This window comes from Pseudomonas sp. CG7 (assembly GCF_023701885.1).
GTDB classification, from domain to species: domain Bacteria; phylum Pseudomonadota; class Gammaproteobacteria; order Pseudomonadales; family Pseudomonadaceae; genus Aquipseudomonas; species Aquipseudomonas zanjanensis.
On sequence record NZ_JABAEE010000050.1, the window covers coordinates 1 to 18,022 of the forward strand.

General features: G+C 62.5%; 15 protein-coding genes. 8 read left to right on the forward strand and 7 right to left on the reverse strand.

What is annotated here, in order from left to right; all coding sequences use genetic code 11:
* Window positions 1–31 precede the first annotated feature (31 nt).
* Window positions 32–277, forward strand: coding sequence for a fructose-bisphosphate aldolase (locus tag HGO40_RS19570; protein ID WP_250964400.1), 246 nt, complete (start codon window positions 32–34; stop codon window positions 275–277).
* Window positions 278–549: 272 nt separating this feature from the next.
* Here the strand turns inward: HGO40_RS19570 and uxuA are convergent, their stop codons facing one another.
* The 6 genes from uxuA to HGO40_RS19600 all read right to left on the reverse strand — a co-directional run bounded on the left by uxuA (window position 550) and on the right by HGO40_RS19600 (window position 7,905).
* Window positions 550–1,737, reverse strand: a complete 1,188-nt coding sequence (gene uxuA / locus HGO40_RS19575; RefSeq protein WP_250964364.1) for a mannonate dehydratase — start codon at window positions 1,735–1,737, stop codon at window positions 550–552.
* Between the two features lie 17 nt (window positions 1,738–1,754).
* Window positions 1,755–3,212, reverse strand: a complete 1,458-nt coding sequence (locus tag HGO40_RS19580; protein ID WP_250964365.1) for a mannitol dehydrogenase family protein — start codon at window positions 3,210–3,212, stop codon at window positions 1,755–1,757.
* 17 nt (window positions 3,213–3,229) lie between these two features.
* Window positions 3,230–4,522, reverse strand: a complete 1,293-nt coding sequence (locus tag HGO40_RS19585; RefSeq protein ID WP_250964366.1) for an MFS transporter — start codon at window positions 4,520–4,522, stop codon at window positions 3,230–3,232.
* A gap of 78 nt (window positions 4,523–4,600) precedes the next feature.
* The gene (locus HGO40_RS19590; RefSeq protein ID WP_250964367.1) at window positions 4,601–5,632 is read right to left on the reverse strand and encodes a Zn-dependent oxidoreductase; all 1,032 of its coding nucleotides are present in this window, start codon (window positions 5,630–5,632) and stop codon (window positions 4,601–4,603) included.
* Between the two features lie 56 nt (window positions 5,633–5,688).
* Complete coding sequence (manD, locus tag HGO40_RS19595) at window positions 5,689–6,900, reverse strand: D-mannonate dehydratase ManD (RefSeq protein WP_186631641.1); 1,212 nt, start codon at window positions 6,898–6,900, stop codon at window positions 5,689–5,691.
* Between the two features lie 3 nt (window positions 6,901–6,903).
* Window positions 6,904–7,905 carry a sugar kinase gene (locus HGO40_RS19600; RefSeq protein ID WP_250964368.1) on the reverse strand — a complete coding sequence of 334 codons (1,002 nt, stop codon included), beginning with the start codon at window positions 7,903–7,905 and terminating at the stop codon, window positions 6,904–6,906.
* Between the two features lie 154 nt (window positions 7,906–8,059).
* On the opposite strand from HGO40_RS19600, the gene kdgR reads away from it, so the two are divergent.
* A complete protein-coding gene (gene kdgR, locus HGO40_RS19605) occupies window positions 8,060–8,842 on the forward strand; it encodes a DNA-binding transcriptional regulator KdgR (protein WP_250964369.1) in 783 nt (260 codons plus the stop codon).
* Window positions 8,843–9,362: 520 nt separating this feature from the next.
* On the opposite strand, the gene HGO40_RS19610 is transcribed toward kdgR, so the two are convergent.
* On the reverse strand, window positions 9,363–10,910 hold the full coding sequence (locus HGO40_RS19610) for a carbohydrate porin (RefSeq protein ID WP_250964370.1): 1,548 nt from the start codon (window positions 10,908–10,910) through the stop codon (window positions 9,363–9,365).
* Window positions 10,911–11,080: 170 nt separating this feature from the next.
* Between HGO40_RS19610 and HGO40_RS19615 the strand changes: the two genes are divergently transcribed.
* The 6 genes from HGO40_RS19615 (at window position 11,081) to HGO40_RS19640 (ending at window position 17,916) form a co-directional block, all read left to right on the forward strand.
* Window positions 11,081–12,355, forward strand: a complete 1,275-nt coding sequence (locus HGO40_RS19615) for an ABC transporter substrate-binding protein (protein WP_250964371.1) — start codon at window positions 11,081–11,083, stop codon at window positions 12,353–12,355.
* Window positions 12,356–12,376: 21 nt separating this feature from the next.
* Window positions 12,377–13,339 carry a carbohydrate ABC transporter permease gene (locus tag HGO40_RS19620; protein WP_250964372.1) on the forward strand — a complete coding sequence of 321 codons (963 nt, stop codon included), beginning with the start codon at window positions 12,377–12,379 and terminating at the stop codon, window positions 13,337–13,339.
* Window positions 13,336–14,178 carry a carbohydrate ABC transporter permease gene (locus tag HGO40_RS19625; protein WP_250964373.1) on the forward strand — a complete coding sequence of 281 codons (843 nt, stop codon included), beginning with the start codon at window positions 13,336–13,338 and terminating at the stop codon, window positions 14,176–14,178. The genes HGO40_RS19620 and HGO40_RS19625 overlap by 4 nt, the downstream gene beginning before the upstream one ends.
* Window positions 14,179–14,209: 31 nt before the next feature.
* Window positions 14,210–15,349 (forward strand): ABC transporter ATP-binding protein, encoded by a 1,140-nt coding sequence (locus HGO40_RS19630; RefSeq protein ID WP_250964374.1) that lies wholly within the window; start codon window positions 14,210–14,212, stop codon window positions 15,347–15,349.
* Complete coding sequence (locus tag HGO40_RS19635) at window positions 15,346–16,848, forward strand: glycoside hydrolase family 32 protein (protein ID WP_250964375.1); 1,503 nt, start codon at window positions 15,346–15,348, stop codon at window positions 16,846–16,848. Before HGO40_RS19630 ends, HGO40_RS19635 begins: the two co-directional genes overlap by 4 nt.
* A 75-nt stretch (window positions 16,849–16,923) precedes the next feature.
* Window positions 16,924–17,916 (forward strand): LacI family DNA-binding transcriptional regulator, encoded by a 993-nt coding sequence (locus HGO40_RS19640; RefSeq protein WP_186705885.1) that lies wholly within the window; start codon window positions 16,924–16,926, stop codon window positions 17,914–17,916.
* Window positions 17,917–18,022: the final 106 nt, after the last annotated feature.

Consider the following 18,022-nt stretch of genomic DNA (forward strand, 5'->3'; position numbering starts at 1 on the left):
TGGGCGCGGAGATGGGTCTAAGCGACAGCCCCTGACCCAAACCGCCACCACCCATCCCGTCCTGCTGATCGACACCCAAGCCCCACTCCCCGAACTCCATGCCTGTGCCAGCGAGCGCCTGCACGCCACGCTCGACTACCTGACCTTGGTGGCTTGCAGCAGCCTGCGTGATTCAGCGGCCAGCGACCTCAACACCATCACCAATGTCGCGCGGATCCTGGTGCAGGATGTCGCGGATGTGTTCGGCGTGATCGAGCGGCGCGGGCTCGAAGGCTGAGCCATTATGGGAGCGAGCTTGCTCGCGATGGCGGTGGGTCAGTCCACATCGATACAACTGATCCGACGCTATAGCGAGCAAGCTCGCTCCCACAGGGTATTGCGGTAGCCCGAGCATTTCTCAGGAGTTTACCTCCCGTGGCGAGGGAGCTTGCTCCCGCTGGGTTGCGTAGCGACCCCAAACCGCCTGAATGCGATCGACCTGATGCACCGAGGTGCCGGGTTTTAGGGCTGCTGCGCAGCCCAGCGGGAGCAAGCTCCCTCGCCACAGGATTAGTGTGCTACTCGGTCCAGCTGCCGGCGCACGGCCAGTTCAACCCCGCGGATTTCCGCCAGGCCTTTAAGGCGGCCGATCAGGGAGTAGCCGGGGTTGCTTTTGCGGTGCTGGTCGTCGAGCAGTTGATGCCCATGGTCCGGGCGCAACGGCAAGCGCGGGCCGCCTTCGCGTTCACGTCGGCGCTCTTCGGCCACCAAGGCACTGATGACCCCGACCATGTCGACGTCGCCGTCCAGGTGATGAGCCTCATGGAAGCTGCGTGGGTCGCTTTCCCGGCGGGTTGAGCGCAGGTGGGTGAAGTAAATGCGCGGCGCAAAGTGCTTGGCCATCGCCACCAAGTCGTTGTCTTCACGCACGCCATAGGAGCCGGTGCAGAACGTCAGGCCATTGGCCGGGCTGGGCGCGGCGTCCAGCAGCCATTGGGCGTCTTCGGCGGTGGAGAGGATGCGCGGCAAGCCGAGCAGTGTCCGGGGCGGGTCGTCCGGGTGGATCGCCATGCGCACGCCCACCTCCTCGGCAACCGGGATCACCGCGCGCAGGAAATATCCCAGGTGTTCGCGCAACGTGGCCTCGTCGATGTCGGCGTAGGTGCGCAGCAAGTCCCGGAAGTTGTCCAGGCTGTAGTGCTCCTCGGCGCCGGGCAAGCCCGCGATCAGGGTGTTGACCAGGGTTTCGCGCCGGGCTGGCGTTAGCTGTTCGAAATAGGCCTTGGCCTGCTGGATATCCTCGGCGCTGTATTCGGCCTGCGCCCCCGGGCGCTGGAGGATGTACAGGTCGAAGGCGGCAAACGCGGTCTGATCGAAACGCAAGGCCCAGCCGCCATCCGCCAGCTCAAAGGACAAGTCGGTACGGGTCCAGTCCAGCACCGGCATGAAGTTGTAGCAGACGATATCGATGCCGCAGCTCGCCAGGTTGCGCACGCTTTGCTGGTAGTTGGCGATGTACTCGTCGCGTCGCCCGCAGCCGCGCTTGATGTCTTCGTGCACCGGAATGCTTTCCACCACCGACCAGCTCAAGCCGGCCGTGTCGATCATCTCCTTGCGCGCCGCGATGGCGTCCACCGGCCACACTTGGCCATTGGGGATTTCGTGCAGCGCGGTGACGATACCGGTCGCTCCGGTCTGGCGAATGTCCGCCAGGGAGATCGGGTCCTTGGGGCCAAACCAACGCCATGTCTGTTCCATGTTTCTTCTCCTTTTTATCAGTTGGATGCGGCAAGGGTGTGCAACAGGCTATCCACGCCATCGCGCGTCAAGGCGTCGTAGGCGCGGTGCACGGCGTCGCGAAATGCTGGGCGAGCCGAGAGCGGCGGCGGGAAGACTTCCTGCAGATCGAGAACGGCATTCACCCGCGAGGCGCCCTCGAAGCGTCCAGCAAGGTCGGCAAAGGTTGCGCTCAGCGGGTCGTCAACCACATGGGCCGGACGACCGGGTAACGGCTGCGTGCAGTAGTGGATCCATGCCGCGATGCCCAAGGCGGTGCAGTCGATGCCGCGCCCTTGGTCGAGCAATTGCTGCGCGCCGAGTAGCCAGCGTTGCGGCAGTTTCTGCGAGCCGTCCATGGCGATCTGGCGCAAGCGATGTTGCAGGCTGTCGTTGGCAAAGCGCGCCAGAAGGTCGTTGGCATAGACCGAAAGATCGATGCCGGCCGGCATGTCCAGGGTCGGCGTGGCTTCCTCGGCCATGTAGCGCCCGATGAGGCGCGCCAGCCTCACGTCGCTGACGGCCTCGAAGACCGACTCATGGCCGGCCAGCAGCCCCACGTAGGCCAGCAATGAATGGCTGCCATTGAGCATGCGCAGCTTCATCGTTTCAAACGGACGCACATCTTCCACCATCTGCACGCCTTCCACTTCCCAGTCCGGGCGGCCGAGGGGAAAGTGGTCCTCGACCACCCATTGACTGAAGCTTTCGCTGACCACTGCCGCACGGTCGTGACAGTCGAGTTGCTGTTCCAGCCGGCGGAAGGATTCGTCGTCCATGGCCGGCACGATGCGGTCGACCATGCAACTGGGAAAGGCCACCTGTTGCTCGATCCACTGCGCCAGCGCCTCATCCTGCAACGCCGCCAATGCGCTCACCGCCTGGCGGGTGCGCTGGCCGTTGTCGGGCATGTTGTCACAGCACAACACCGTGAAGGCCGGGACGCCTGCGGCGCGACGGCGGCGCAGGGCTTCCAGGACAATGCCGGGGGCCGAGCGCGGCGTGTGTGGATGGGCGATGTCATGGGCAATCGGCGGGTCTTCGGGGCGCATCTGCCCGGATGACGGGCTCAGGCAGTAGCCTTTTTCGGTGACGGTGAGCGTGACAATCCGCGTTTGCGGCGCGGCCATGCGTTGCAGCAACTGCTCCAGTTCCTGGCCGCCCTCGCCCACGAACAAGGCCTGGCGCAACACCCCGATCTCGCGCAGCGTCACCTGCTCGCGGTCGCGGTACTCGGCCACGTGGTAGCGACCGTCCTGTGTGCGCAACTGCTCGACCAAAATGCGATTGGAGCGCAGGTTGGCGCTGCACACGCCCCAATCGCTTTCGCCATGGCGATTGAGGTGGCGTTGCAGGTAGACCGCCTGGTGCGCGCGATGAAACGCCCCCAGGCCCAAGTGCACGATACCGATCTGCGTTGCAGTGCCGGTGCTAGGTACACGGTTCACAACAGGCATCGACTCACTCCTTCTGTTCAGGAACGGCCCAAGGCCGAAGCGGCTTGCGGGCTTTGCGCCGCCGCGTGGCCGGTATCCGCCACCGACAGCGGTTTAACGTAGCGCGCCACACACACGGCACCGATCACGGTCAACAGCCCCGCCAGCAGGAAGGCACTGGTGAACGAACCGGTGAACTGCACCAGGAAGCCCGTCAGGGTCGGGCCGACAATGCCCGAAGTGTTCGCCAGGAAGTGCATGAAACCACTGACGCCACCCACTCGCGCCGCCGGGACGGTGTCCTGGATGATCGCCCAGTAGATGGCGCCGGTGAGGTACAGGAAGAACACGGCCAAGGCGACCAGAATCACCGCCGGATACAAGGTACTGCCCATCCCGGCACAGGCGATGCAAACGGCGCAGGCCAGCAGGCATGTCACCAGCACCACTTTGCGGGAGAACATCATTTTTCCGGTTTTCTTGAACACGAAGTCGGAGATGAAGCCGCCCAGGGCCAGGCCGAGGAAACCCAGCACCCAGGGAATGACCGTGGCGATGCTCATGTCCTTGACGTTCAGGCCGTGGGCCATGGTCAGGTAGCTGGGGAACCAGGTCAGGAAAAAGAACAAGGTGTAGTTATAGGAAAAGAACGCCAGGGAGGTGAACAGCACCGTGGGCTGCTTGAGGTAGAACCGCAGCGGGAACACCGGTTGTGCCGCCAGCTCGCTTTGGCCCTCGGCCTGGAGAATATCGTCGGCGCCCTCTCCTTCTGGCCGCTCCTTGACGAACTTGTACCACACGGCCGCCCAGATCAGGCCGACGAGCATGATGATAATGAACGACACCTTCCAGCCGTAGGTGACGGCAATGAAACCCACCACCGGGCCGGAAATCGCGCCACCCAGCGGCGTACCGGACATCGATGCGCCGATGGCCCGCGCCCTGCGCTTGGGGGTGTACCAGTTGTTCACCATCTTGCTGGTGGTGACGCTCAACGGTCCTTCGCCCATGCCGAACAAAATCCGGATAAGCACCAGTGAAGCGAAGCCCACCGTCAGCACCGTAAGGCCGCTGAACAGCGACCACAAGACCATGGCCAACAGCAACGTGGTCTTGGCGCCGTAACGGTCGGCGGCCCAGCCACCGATGAAGTTGAAGGCGGCATAGCCGACGAAGAAGCTGCTGAAGATCATGCCCATCTCACCCGTGCTCAGACCGTAGTCCTTCTGGATGAAAGGCGCCGCCACAGACAATGCCGACCGGTCGAGGTAATTGATGACCCCGGCCAGGAACTGCATGATGATGATTAAGCTACGTCCTTGACCAAACATGGTGGAACCTCCCGCTTGTTGTGTTTATTCGGTGAGGGTGCCCATGACAGGCACGGTGAAACCGGTGGTAGCGACGGCTCAGTGATGGGCGTTCGTCAGCTCCACCAGCACTTTTCGGGTTTGCTCGGGGTGCTGTTCGATCAGGTCGATGGCGCCGGGCATTTCGTCGAAGGTGACGCGATGGCTGATCAGGTCCTGGACCTGCAACTTGCCACTGGCGATCAGTTCGATCACCTGCGGGAATTTGCGATTGTTGAGCCGTGAGCCCACCAGGGTCAGTTCCTTCTTGATCATTTCCAACTGCACCAGATCACTGGGCGTGGCATTGAAGCCCAGCAATCCGATACGCCCGGCCGGCGAGGCCAGGCGCACCATCTGCGGCATCAGTACCGGTATGCAGGCGGCATCGACAATCAACGGCACGCCTTCGCCTTGAGTGTGCTCAAGCATCAGCGCTTCGACATCGACTTGCTGGCCGTTGAGGGTCCGGCTGGCGCCCAGCGCTCGCGCCGTCTCCAGGCGGCTGTCGATGACATCGGTGACGGTGATGTCGGTCAATCCCAACGCCTTGGCCATCTGCACCAGGGTCAGGCCGATCACCCCGGCACCGTAGATCAACACGCTGTCGCCCGGTTGCGGCTGCATCCGATCAAGCACGTTCAGGGCAATGGAATAAGGTTCGACCAAGGCGCCGTGGCTGAGGGACATCGAATCGGGCAGGCGATGGGCGTTCTCGGCCGGTACGCAGACCTGTTCGCTGAAGCCACCGTCGCGGTGCACGCCGATCACTTGCAGCCGCGTGCAGACGTTGGGCCGGCCAATGCGGCAGGGGTAACAGGTGCCGCAACTGATCACCGGATCGATGCACACCCGGTCGCCCACCTGCAGGTGCTCGACGCCTTCACCGACTTGCCGGATCACCCCGGAGAACTCATGACCGGTGACCCGGGGGAAACGCACGAATGCGTTCTGCCCATGAATGATGTGCATGTCCGAGCCACAGATGCCGGCATACGCCACATCGACCTGGACCTCGCCTTGGGCGACCTCGGGTCGGTCGACCTGGGCCAGCCCGAACTCGAAGGGTGCTCTTACCTGGAACGCTTTCATCGGGTCACTCCTGGCGGGACGTTTTCGCCCCGTTTCCTCAAAGGGTTGGAACTGCTTTACCAATGCCAGAGCGTGCCGTCTTCGAGACGGTTGACCGGCAGGCTGGCGCGTTTGTAGGGGTATTGGCGGGCAAGGTCTTCATCGATGTCGACGCCATGCCCCGGTGTTTCGCCCGGAGTGAAGTGGCCGTCCTCGAAGCGATAGGCATGGGGGAACACTTCATCGATACGTTCTTCGTGAGGCATGTGTTCCTGGATGCCGAAGTTGGGCACCCAGGTATCGAAATGCAGGGCCGCGCCCATGCACACCGGCGACAGGTCGGTGGCGCCGTGAAAGCCCGTGCGCACCTGGAACAGCGCGGCGAAATCGGCAATACGCCGCACATGGGTAATGCCGCCGGCATGCACCAGGGTCGTGCGGATGTAGTCGATCAACTGCTCCTGGATCAACTCGCGGCAGTCATGGATGGAATTGAACACCTCGCCCACGGCCAGCGGCGTGGTGGTGTGCTGGCGAATCAGCCGGAAGCTCTGCTGGTTCTCCGCTGGCGTGCAGTCTTCCAGCCAGAACAGGTTGTACGGTTCCACGGCTTTGCCCAGGCGCCCGGCCTCGATGGGGGTCAGGCGGTGGTGCACGTCGTGAAGAATGTGCAGGTCATCACCAAAGCGCTCGCGCACGGCGGCGAACAGCTTGGGCACGTAGTTGAGGTATTTGGCGGTGTCCCACACGTGTTCGGCGGGCAGGTCGCTGTCGGCCGGTTCATAACGCTCGCCGCTGCGCTTGGCGACCCCGTAGGTGGTGGCAATGCCGGGCACGCCGCATTGCACACGCACGGCTTTGTAGCCCAGCTCGACGTGGCGGGCGACTTCGTCCAGGCAGCCTTCGATGTCCTTGCCGGTGGCGTGCCCATAGACCATCACCCGCTCGCGGCTCTTGCCGCCGAGCAGTTGGTACAAGGGCATATTCGCGGCCTTGGCCTTAATGTCCCACAGCGCCACGTCGACGGCCGCGATAGCGGTCATGGTCACCGGCCCCCGACGCCAGTAAGCGCCGCGATACAGGTACTGCCAGATGTCCTCGATGCGGTGGGCATCGCGGCCGATCAACGCGGGCAGGACGTGCTCTTCCAGGTAAGCGACCACCGCCAGTTCGCGGCCATTCAAGGTGGCATCGCCGATGCCGTAAATGCCTTCATCGGTGACGATCTTCAAAGTGACCAGGTTGCGGCCCGGACAGGTGACGATGACGCGCGCTTCAACGATTTTCATAAATCAGACCTGTGCAACAGAAGGAAGTGAGGACGCGCCCATGTTCGGCATCGCTGCGTGGGGAATCAGCGCACCCCGGTATTGGACGACCTGGGCCGCCAGGCGATGACCCCAGCGGGCGGCCTGCTCCGGATCGCCGCCGCGCAGGCGGCAGGCCAGGTAGGCGGCGCTGAACGAATCACCGGCAGCGGTGGTGTCGACGACATGGGAAACGGTTTGCGCGGGCACGTCGAAACGCCCCGGCGGGCACTGGACCAAGCAACTGGCGGCGCCACGCTTGAGGGCGACTTCGCGCACGCCCACCTCTGCATAGGCACTGAACAAGGCCTCCGGGTCGCGATAGCCGAACAGTGCCGCGTCATCTTCCCAGGTGACCAGGGCCAGGTCGGTCAGGTGCAACAGGTCGCGGTAGGCCTGCCGGGCGGTTTCAGGATCGGGCCAAAGGTGGGGACGGTAGTTGTTGTCGAAGACGATGCGCGTGCCGGCCCGGCGGGCCAGGTGCACGGCGTCGATCAAGCGTTGGCGCCCTGCTGGCGTGAGGATCGCCAGGCTGATGCCGCTCAGGTAGGCGTAGTCGTAGTCGGCCAGTGCCTCGAGCATGGTGTCGGCCTCGGGGCCTTCGAACATGCGTCGCGCCGCCGCTTCCCCGCGCCAGTAGTGGAAACGCCGCTCGCCGTGTGGATCGGTCTGGATGAAATACAGCCCGGGCAGCGCATCTTCGATCACGCGGACATGGGCGTCACCGATCCCTTCGGCCAGCCAGGAGCGGCCCATGGCGACGCTGAACGCATCGTTGCCCACGGCCGTCATGTAGTCCACGGCCACAGCGCCACGGGGATTCAATCGGGCCAGGTAGACCGCGGTGTTGAGCGTATCGCCACCGAACGTCTGCGTGATCGCGGCGCCCGGCTCACCGCGCATCTCGATCATGCATTCCCCCACCAGCACCACCTTCAGCGGGCGAGTGAAGCGGGTCTCGGAGCCATGGTTATGCGTCAAATCCATCATTACGCGCCTTTTCTTTATTTTTAAAACGGCGTTTCATTTTTATCTCAAGGCCCGAGTCTAGTCAGATTTCCGCCCTCGTCAAGGAAAAATGAAACAGCGTTTTGTTCTGCTAGCGTATATCCTTGGGTTTTACTTTCACGTTGGAGCCTTCATGGACAACAGCGTCATTCCAAACAACGATCTGGTGTCGGCGGTGGGCCGGACCATGGCCGTGCTCGAGGCACTGGCCGAGCATCCGGAAGAAAGCGGCGTGTCGGAAATCGCCACCAAGCTGGACATGTCCAAGGCCACGGTCTATCGCTTCCTCCAGTCGCTCAAGGCCCGTGGGTATGTGGTGCAGGACGCCGAGGATCGTTATCGCCTCAGCGTCCGGCTGTTCGAATTGGGTGCCCAGGCCCTGCCCCACCTGGACATCGTCCGAGAAGCGGAGCCCGGAATGCGCAGGATCAACGAGCTGACGGGCGAGACCGTGCACCTGGGGATTCTCGACGAAGGCAGCATCGTCTACGTGCACAAGATCGACTCCAAGTACAACCTGCGCATGTACTCGCGGATCGGCCGGCGGGCGCCGTTGTACTGCACCGGCATCGGCAAGGTGCTGATGGCCTGGCTCGAAGAAGACGAACTGCTCGCCCACCTGGCGCTGGAAAGCTTCGAGCGCCGCACCGCCAACACCCTGACCAGCGTCGAGGCGTATCTGCTGGAACTGGAGACCGTTCGCCAGCAAGGCTATGCCGAGGACCATGAAGAATTCGAAGACAACATGCGTTGCCTGGCCGCGCCAATCCGCGACCGTTTCGGCCACGTGATCGGCGGGATGAGCGTTTCATTCCCGTGCTTTCGCTTCCGGGAAGAGTTGAAGCAGGACTACGTCAAGCAACTGATGCAAGCCACCCAACAGATTTCACGTCAGTTGGGTTGGCATGCGGGGTAACAGCAAAACCCCATGTGGGAGCGAGCCTGCTCGCGAAAGCGTCAGCACATCCAACATCACTGCAAGCTGACCCACCGCTATCGCGAGCAGGCTCGCTCCCACAATGGATCTTCAGCAGGCACAAAATTCATGTATACCGCAACACCTGTGGGAGCGAGCCTGCTCGCGATGACGACGGCCCATCCAATATCTGCCCAGGCTGACCCACCGCTATCGCGAGCAAGCTCGCTCCCACAATGGATCTTCAGCAGGCTCAAAATTCATGTGTACCGCAAAACCTGTGGGAGCGAGCTTGCTCGCGAAGGCGTCAGCACATCCAACATCACTGCAAGCTGACCCTCCGCTATCGCGAGCAGGCTCGCTCCCACAATGGATCTTCAGCAGGCTCAAAATTCATGTGTACCGCAAAACCTGTGGGAGCGGGCTTGCTCGCGAAGGCGTCAGCACATCCAACATCAGTGCAAGCTGGCCCTCCGCTTTCGCGAGCAGGCTCGCTCCCACAGGTCCCAACTGACTGGCCTCAGAACCAGGTTTCCATCTGGATGCCGTACTGCCAGGTGCCGCCGGCGTTGAAGTCGGTCTTGCCGAAGGCGTCCGTGGTGCTGTACCTGTCCAGGTCCGACGACCAGTTCATGACGCTGGCGAACAGGCGCAGCTCAGGGCGGGTGAGCAGATCGCCCAAGTCGGGCTTGAAAGTCGGGGCAACGGTGAATTTCCAGAAGTTGCCGTCGACCGCATTACGTTGCAGGTAGCCCTTGGGGTCGAGCTGCATGGTTTGCCAACTCATCTCGTAGGCCATCTCGAAATTGCTGTTGATCTCGTTGGCCAACCGCACGTTGAGGGTCATCCAGCGGTAGTCGTCGCCCTTGACGTAACGGTCCTTGCTTTGCTCGGCCAGCAGGCTCGGGCCGATGCGCCAGTTGGGCGCCAGCGGCGTCTCGCCGTACAGCGCCAGACGCAGGGCACGGGCGTCGTCGATCAGTTCGCCGTCGGCGCCGACATTCTTGACCTCCGCCCCCAACCCCTGACCATAGAGCAGCGCCGTCTTGAAGAAGCCTTCGCGGCCGAAGAAGTTTTTCTGGTGATTGGCGACCATGCTGTGCAAGCCGGAATCGGCCGGCGTCAGCCCTGCTTCGTTGACGCGGGTGCCGACGTCGTTTTTCTTCGAGCCGATGGCGTTGAACATCCACTGCCACTGCCCGCCGTCGAAAAACTGATTGGAGGTCAGGATGTAGCTTTCCACATCGGCATTGACGCCGCCCTCGCTGAAATCCCCGTAGTTACGACCGATCAACGAGTAGTTCGAGCGCCAGTCCTTAGTCATCTGTATGTCATAGATGCCGCCGCCAGTGCCGGCCAGATAGACCACGTCCGAGTCCAGCCAGTGAATGTCGAAGTTGTCCCTGTCGAAACGCTTGCCGGCCCACAAGGTGGAGTTTTCGAACATCGAACTGCCCTTGAATGCCGCCAGGTGATCGAGTTCGGTGAACACCTGGCGCACGTTCAGGTTGCTTTCCTCGGCGGTCCAGTCGTTGGAACTCTCCACGCCATCGGCGATGGACACCGTGAATTTGGAGCGGGTGCCGTTCTGCGCATACAGCTCTTTCGACAAGTCGATGCGCATGTAGGTGTCGTCCTCGTTACCGAGTCGCCCGACGGCGCCGCCGACAGAACCGGCCGGGGTGGTGTACGGACCGCCACGACCGCCGCCCAACCCATCGTTGATCAGCAAGCCGGAACGGGCGTAGCCCTTGAAGCTGAAGCCGTCGGTGAGGTGTGCGCCACTGCCCGGCTTTTCCGTGCCTTGCTGACTGGCCTCGAGTTTTGCCAGGCGGGCATCGACCGTTGGCGTCGCAACGGCGGCGACATCCGGTGGCGTGGCGAGTTTGATTTGCTGCAATTCCCTGGCGAGTGCCTGGGTTTGCTGTTCGGCGGCGGCGGCACGTTTTTCGGCTGCGCTGGCACGGGCCTCGAACGCGGCCATGCGCTCTTCCAGCGTCGCGGCCTGAGAAGTGGTCGCCGAGACGCCGAGCACGCTTGCGAGTAGCCAGCTTGATGCTTTCTGCATGTGGATTTTCCCTGTTTTGTTTTTATTGTTCTGTTGCCGCGAACGGCCTTTTTCGCCCAGGTCATGAATTGTCTAACCGAAGGAAAAAAAGGATGCCTCAGCGCAAATACACTGCTACATTTGGCGATGTTAACGTTAACTTTTCTAAAAACAAAAATAAAGAGGGCTTTATGAAACAGCTCAAATCGCTCCTTCCAGCGGCGTTGCTCGGCCTTTGCGTCGGCTTTCCAACCCTGTCGATGGCCGCCAACCTGACGATTTCCTGCGGGGCCGTGGGCGCGGAATTGCAACTGTGCAAGGAGGCTGTCGAGGCCTGGTCGAAGCAGACCGGCAACAGCGTCGAGGTAGTGTCCACGCCTAACTCGGCGACCGAGCGGCTGTCGTTCTACCAGCAGATCCTCAGCGCACAATCCAGCGATATCGACATCATCCAGATCGACATGGTGTGGCCGGGCATGCTGGCCAAACACTTGATGGACCTGCGCGAAGTGCTGCCTGCCGACGCCACCCAAGGGTATTTCCAGGCCCAGGTGGACAACGCCACGGTGAACGGGCGCCTGGTCACCATGCCGTGGTTCACCGACTCGGGGCTGCTGTATTACCGCAAGGACTTGCTCGAGAAATACAACAAGCCCGTGCCCCAGACCTGGGAAGAAATGACCACGACCGCCAGGGCTGTCCAGCAAGCCGAGCGCGATGCCGGGAACGCCAACGCCTGGGGTTATGTGTTCCAGGGACGCGCCTATGAAGGCCTGACGTGCAATGCCTTGGAGTGGATCAGCAGTCAACCGCAAGGCGGACTGGTCAACGCCCAAGGCGACATCGTGGTCAACAGCCAGGCCTCAAGGGCGGCGTTGACCTTGGCCAAAAGCTGGGTCGGCGACATCGCCCCCCGTGGCGTGCTCAATTACACCGAGGAAGAAGGACGCGGTGTGTTCCAGTCGGGCAATGCACTGTTCATGCGTAACTGGCCCTATGTCTGGGCCCTGGTGCAAAGCCAGGACAGCGCCGTGAAGGACAAGGTCGGCGTCGCGCCCCTGCCCCGCGGCGGCGCGACGGGCACCCACGCCTCCACACTCGGCGGCTGGGGCCTGGCGGTGTCGCGCTACAGCGCCAACCCCAAGCTCGCCGCCGAACTGGTGAGCTACCTGAGCAGCGCCCAACAGCAGAAACACCGCGCCCTGGTAGGCGCCTATAACCCAGTGATCGAGTCGCTCTACCAGGATCCCGAGTTGCTCGCGGCCATGCCTTACTACAGCCAACTGCACAGCATTCTCAACGATGGGGTCATGCGCCCCGCCTCGATCACCGCCGACCGCTATCCACGGGTCTCCAACGCGTTCTTCGATCAAGTGCATGGCGTGCTGGCGGGCGAGCGGCCGGTGGATCAGGCCCTGGCCGAGCTGGAAAGCGAACTCACACGAATCAAACGCCGGAACTGGTAAGCCACAAGGAAGGAAATCACCATGTCTGCCTCCACCACACTCGCCCCTGACGACGAGTACCTGCTCACCCGGGAAACGCCGGTACAACGCCGTCGCGTTCGCGCCGCCTGGCTGTTCCTGGCCCCGATGCTGCTGTGCCTGGCCCTGGTGGCCGCCTGGCCGCTATTGCGCACGTTCTGGTTCAGCCTGACCGACGCCAGCCTGGCCGACACCGGCGACGCGACCTTTGTCGGCTTGAGCAACTACCTGTTTTATAGCGGTTCCGCCTGGTCAGGCATCCTGGTCGATCCACAGTGGTGGAATGCGGTGCGCAACACCTTGCATTTCACCGTGGTGTCGGTGGGATTGGAAATGGTCCTGGGGCTGCTGGTGGCGCTGCTGCTGAACGTCCAGTTCAACGGACGCGCGTTGGTGCGGGCGTTGATCCTGATTCCCTGGGCGATCCCGACCATCGTCTCGGCGAAAATCTGGTCATGGATGCTCAACGACCAGTTCGGCATCATCAATCACCTGATGCTCGGCCTCGGCCTGATCGACGCGCCCCTGGCCTGGACCGCCGACGCGGACCTGTCGATGTGGGCGGTGATCATCGTCGACGTCTGGAAGACCGTGCCGTTCGTTACCCTGCTGATGTTGGCGGCTTTGCAAATGCTGCCCAACGATTGCTACGAAGCCGCCCGGGTCGATGGCATTCACCCGGTGAAAGTGTTCTGGCGGGTCACCCTGCCGCTGTTGATGCCGGCGTTGTTGGTGGCAGCGATCTTTCGCATCCTCGATTCCCTGCGGGTCTTCGACGTTATCTATGTGTTGACCTCGAACTCGTCGAGCACCATGAGCATGTCGGTGTATGCCCGCCAGCACCTGGTGGAATTCCAGGACGTCGGTTACGGCAGCGCCGCCTCGACCTTGCTGTTCCTGGTCGTCGCGGTGATCGCCATGGCTTATCTGTACCTCGGACGCCGTCAGCTGGAGGTGCGCTCATGAGCCTGCGGTTGCTGAAAAAAGCCCTGTTGCGCCTCGGGTTCTGGTGCATGATCGGAATCTTGCTGGTGTATGCGGTCTTCCCGTTCTACTACGCCATCGTCACGTCCCTGAAGCCGTCCAGTGCCCTGTTCCAGGTGAGCTACTGGATCAACAATCCCGACTTATCCACCTATGCCGCCGTGCTCAACCAGGCCTCGTTCCTGCGGGCCATCGGCAACTCGCTGGTGGTGGCGCTGTGCGTGGTCAGCCTGGCGGTGTTCCTCAGCCTGACCGCCGCTTATGCCTTGGGTCGGGTGAAGTTTCGCGGGCGCGGTCCGGTGTTGATGATGGTCTTGGGCGTTTCGATGTTTCCTCAAGTCGCGGTGCTGTCGGGACTGTTCGAGGTGATCCGTTTCCTGGGCCTGTACAACACCTCTTGGGCGTTGATCCTGAGCTACACGATTTTCACCCTGCCCTTCACCGTCTGGGTGTTGACCACCTTCATGGGGCAACTGCCCCATGAGCTGGAAGAGGCCGCGATCATGGACGGTGCCTCACCCTGGATCACCCTGACCCGCGTGCTGTTGCCGCTGCTCTGGCCGGCACTGGTCACCACTGGCCTCTTGGCTTTCATCGCCGCGTGGAACGAGTTCCTGTTTGCCCTGACCTTCACCCTGCCCGACTCGCAACGCACGGTCCCGGTGGCCATCGCACTGATTTCCGGCGGCAGCCCCCATGAGTTGCCCTGGGGCCTGTTGAGGGCGGCGTCGGGGCTGGGCACGGTGCCCTTGGTGATTCTGGTGCTGATCTTCCAGCGCCGCATCGTTTCCGGCCTCACTGCCGGTGCGTTAAAGGGTTGAGGCCCAACACAAATAAGAAAGGAACCGCATCGTGATCAAGTTGAAGCTGGACAACGTGAACAAACAATTGGGCGGCGCGCGCATTCTTCGTGACGTCAGCCTGGAAATCTCGGCCGGTGAGTGCGTGGTCTTCGTCGGCCCTTCGGGCTGCGGAAAGTCGCCCCTGCTGCGCCTGATCGCCGGGCGGGATTCGATCTGTGGCGGCGCCCTGCTGATCGACGGTCGCCGGGTCAACGACCTGGAGCCGCGCGAGCGTGGCGTCGGCATGGTGTTCCAGTCCTATGCGCTGTACCCGCACATGAGCGTCTACGACAACATCAGCTTTGGCCTCAAGTTGGCCAAGACGGAAAAGACCAGCCTGCGCGAGCGGGTGTTGAAAACCGCGCAAATCCTGCAGTTGGACAAGCTGCTGCAACGCAAGCCAAGGGAACTGTCGGGCGGCCAGCGCCAGCGCGTGGCCATGGGCCGGGCCATGGCGCGGGAGCCGGACATTCTGTTGTTCGACGAGCCGCTTTCCAATCTCGACGCCTCCCTGCGCGTGCAGATGCGCAACGAAATCGCCCGGCTGCATGGGCGACTGGGTTCGACGATGATCTACGTGACCCACGACCAAGTCGAAGCGATGACTTTAGCCGACAAGATTGTCGTGCTCAATGGCGGTCGCATCGAGCAGGTCGGCTCGCCACGGGAACTCTACGAGCGTCCGGCCAGCCGTTTTGTCGCCGGCTTCCTCGGGTCACCCCGGATGAATTTCATTGCCGCGTTCCTGCATACGCCGGGCGAAACCAGCCAGGTGGAAAGCCTGGTGCTGGGCATGACGTCGCTGCCCGTCGACAGCTCGGGCCTGGCGGCGAATATGCAACTGAGCCTGGGGATTCGCCCGGAACATCTCTCCCTCAAGGCGGCACAGGGAGCGACCGGCCTCGTGGTGAGCGCGGTCGAATACCTGGGCAGTGAAACCTATGTGCACCTCGACACTGGCCAGGACGAGCCCATGGTCTGTCGTTGCGAGGTCAACGCCGGATGGCGGGTGGGTGACCGGGTCGAGCTGCAACTGGATATCGACAACCTGCATGTATTCGACGCCCACGGCACGGCGTTGAAGCGCCGCACCATCGACAGCCTGCCTGCTGGCGTCGCTCCACGCCCGGCATCTGCGGGCGCCCTATGACCTTGTCCTTGAAGAACATGAACAACCCAATGCCAGCCTCTCTCGAAAGGGCCCAGCAGGCCCTGATCGATAACCTGCCTCACCTGATCCATGACTATCGACCCGACTATCACCTGGCCCCGCCAACGGGTTGGATGAACGACCCTAACGGGGTGGTGTTCTTTCGTGGCGAGTACCACGTGTTCTACCAACACCACCCCTTCGACGCCAAATGGGGCCCGATGTACTGGGGCCATGCCAAGAGCGCCGACCTGGTCCATTGGCAGCACCTGCCCATTGCCCTGGCACCCGGCGACGACTTCGACCGCGACGGCTGTTTTTCCGGTAGCGCGGTGGTATGTGGCGACACCCTGGCGCTAATCTACACCGGGCACACCTGGTTGGGAGACGTCGGTGACGAACGCTTCATCCGCCAGGTCCAGTGCCTGGCCACCAGTGTCGACGGCGTCCGGTTCGTCAAGCATGGCGCCGTCATCGAGCACGCCCCGCAAGCGGCAATCATGCATTTTCGCGACCCCAAGGTCTGGCAGGAAGACGGCTATTGGTACCTGATTGCTGGCGCACGCCTGGGCGACACGCCGCTGCTGCCGCTGTACCGCTCCGCCGATCTGCACACCTGGGAATTTCTCGCCTACGTGTCCAGCGGCAATGAGGACGATGGCTACATGTGGGAATGCCCGGATCTGTTTCGCCTGGACGGACGCGATGTGCTGCTGTATTCCCCGCAAGGCATGAAGCCCGAAGGTTATGAACGGCTCAACAAGTACCAGACCGGTTATCGCATTGGCCAGCTCGACAGCGACTGGCACTTCAGCGGCGGGCCGTTCATCGAGCTGGATAACGGTCACGACTTCTACGCCGCGCAAACGCTGGTGGCCGCCGACGGTCGGCGCCTGGTATGGGCCTGGCTGGATATGTGGGAAAGCCCGATGCCGAGCCAGGCCCATCACTGGTGCGGCATGCTCGGTTTGCCCCGCGAGCTGGAATTGCAGGGCGATCGCCTTGGCGTGTTTCCGGCGCGAGAGCTGACGGCGCTGCGCCAGGCGCCGTTGCCGAGCGTCGCGCCATGGGGCGAGTCGGGCAGCCGCTGGGTGCCGCAGGTGACAGGCGACCGGTTGGAAATCCATGTGCACCTGGATCTGCTCGGTTGCAGCGAAGGCCAACTGGGCATCGCCTTGCGCTGCAGTGCCGATGAGCGGGAACAGACGCTGCTTTACTACGACGCGACCCTGCAACGCTTGGTGCTCGATCGCAGCCGCTCGGGTGCGCAAGTGAGCGGCCAGCGCAGCGTGCCGATAGCGCCGACACACACACAACTGCACCTGCGGGTGTTTCTCGATCGCTCGTCCATCGAGGTGTTCGAGGACAATGGCCGTTTCAGCCTCAGCAGTCGCCTCTATCCCCGGCCCGACAGCCTCGGGGTGAAATTGTTGGCCAATGGCACTGGCGGGCGCGTCGCCATTGCCAACGCCTGGCCGCTGGGCTCGGGTTGGCTATGAGTCACGTCATCCGAGTCGCGAGAAGCGCGGGCGCTGTGGCATGATTCGGCGTCAACCTGACTGGCCGCACTTCGCATGACTTCCGTGAAAGACGTTGCACAGCTGGCCGGCGTATCCCTGATGACGGTTTCGCGAGCGCTCAACACGCCGGAAAAACTGAGCCCCGAAACCCTCGAGCGGGTCCGTCGCGCCATCGATGAACTGCAATTCGTACCGAGCCTGTCGGCGCGCCGGATGCGCGGCGACAACCTGCAAGCACGCACCATCGGGGTGTTCGCACTGGACACCGCGACCACGCCGTTCGCCGTCGAGTTGCTGCTGTCCATCGAGCAGACCGCGCAGCAGGCGGGCTGGAATGTGTTCATCCTCAACCTGCTGAGCAACCCGCCCACCGACCAGAACATCGACCTGATGCTGTCGCACCGTCCCGATGGCTTGATCTTCAGCGCCATGGGCTTGCGCCAGGTGAGCATTCCCGAGCGACTCAAGCGCAAACCGCTGGTGCTCGCCAATTGCCTGGCCGATGACCACCAGTTGGTCAGCTATGTGCCGGATGATGAAGCCGGGCAATATCGCGCCGTGCATCATGCGTTGAGCCAAGGCTACCGGCGCCCGCTGTGCATCAATTTGCCCAGGAAAAGTGTGGCCTGGCGCCTGCGTCAGCAAGGCCTGCAACGCGCCTGCCAGGCCTTCGGGCTGGCGCCGGATGCACTCCTGCAATACGATCTTTCCGATCACGATGCCTACGGTGAAACCGCCGCGATTCTCGACCGGCATATCGTCGACGGCCGTCCGCAATTCGATATCCTGGTCTGCGGCAACGACCGCATCGCCTTTTGTGCCTATCAATGGCTGTTGGGCCGCGGTTTGAAAATTCCCGGCGATGTCGCGGTGCTCGGCTATGACAACATGATCGGCATCGCCGAACTGTTCATGCCGCCATTGACCACGGTGCAACTGCCTTACTACGAGATCGGTCGCCAGGCGGCCCGGCACCTGATCGAGACCCTTGAGGTATCGGGCCCTCAACCGGTGGATTGCCCGCTGGTGGTCAGGGCATCGCTATAAGGCCGTCGGCAACCTGTGGCCAGAGATGCACCTTTTTGCTTAAGTGAACAGCATCATGATCACTCCAATCCCTGTGGGAGCTGAGCTTGCTCGCGATAGCGGTGGG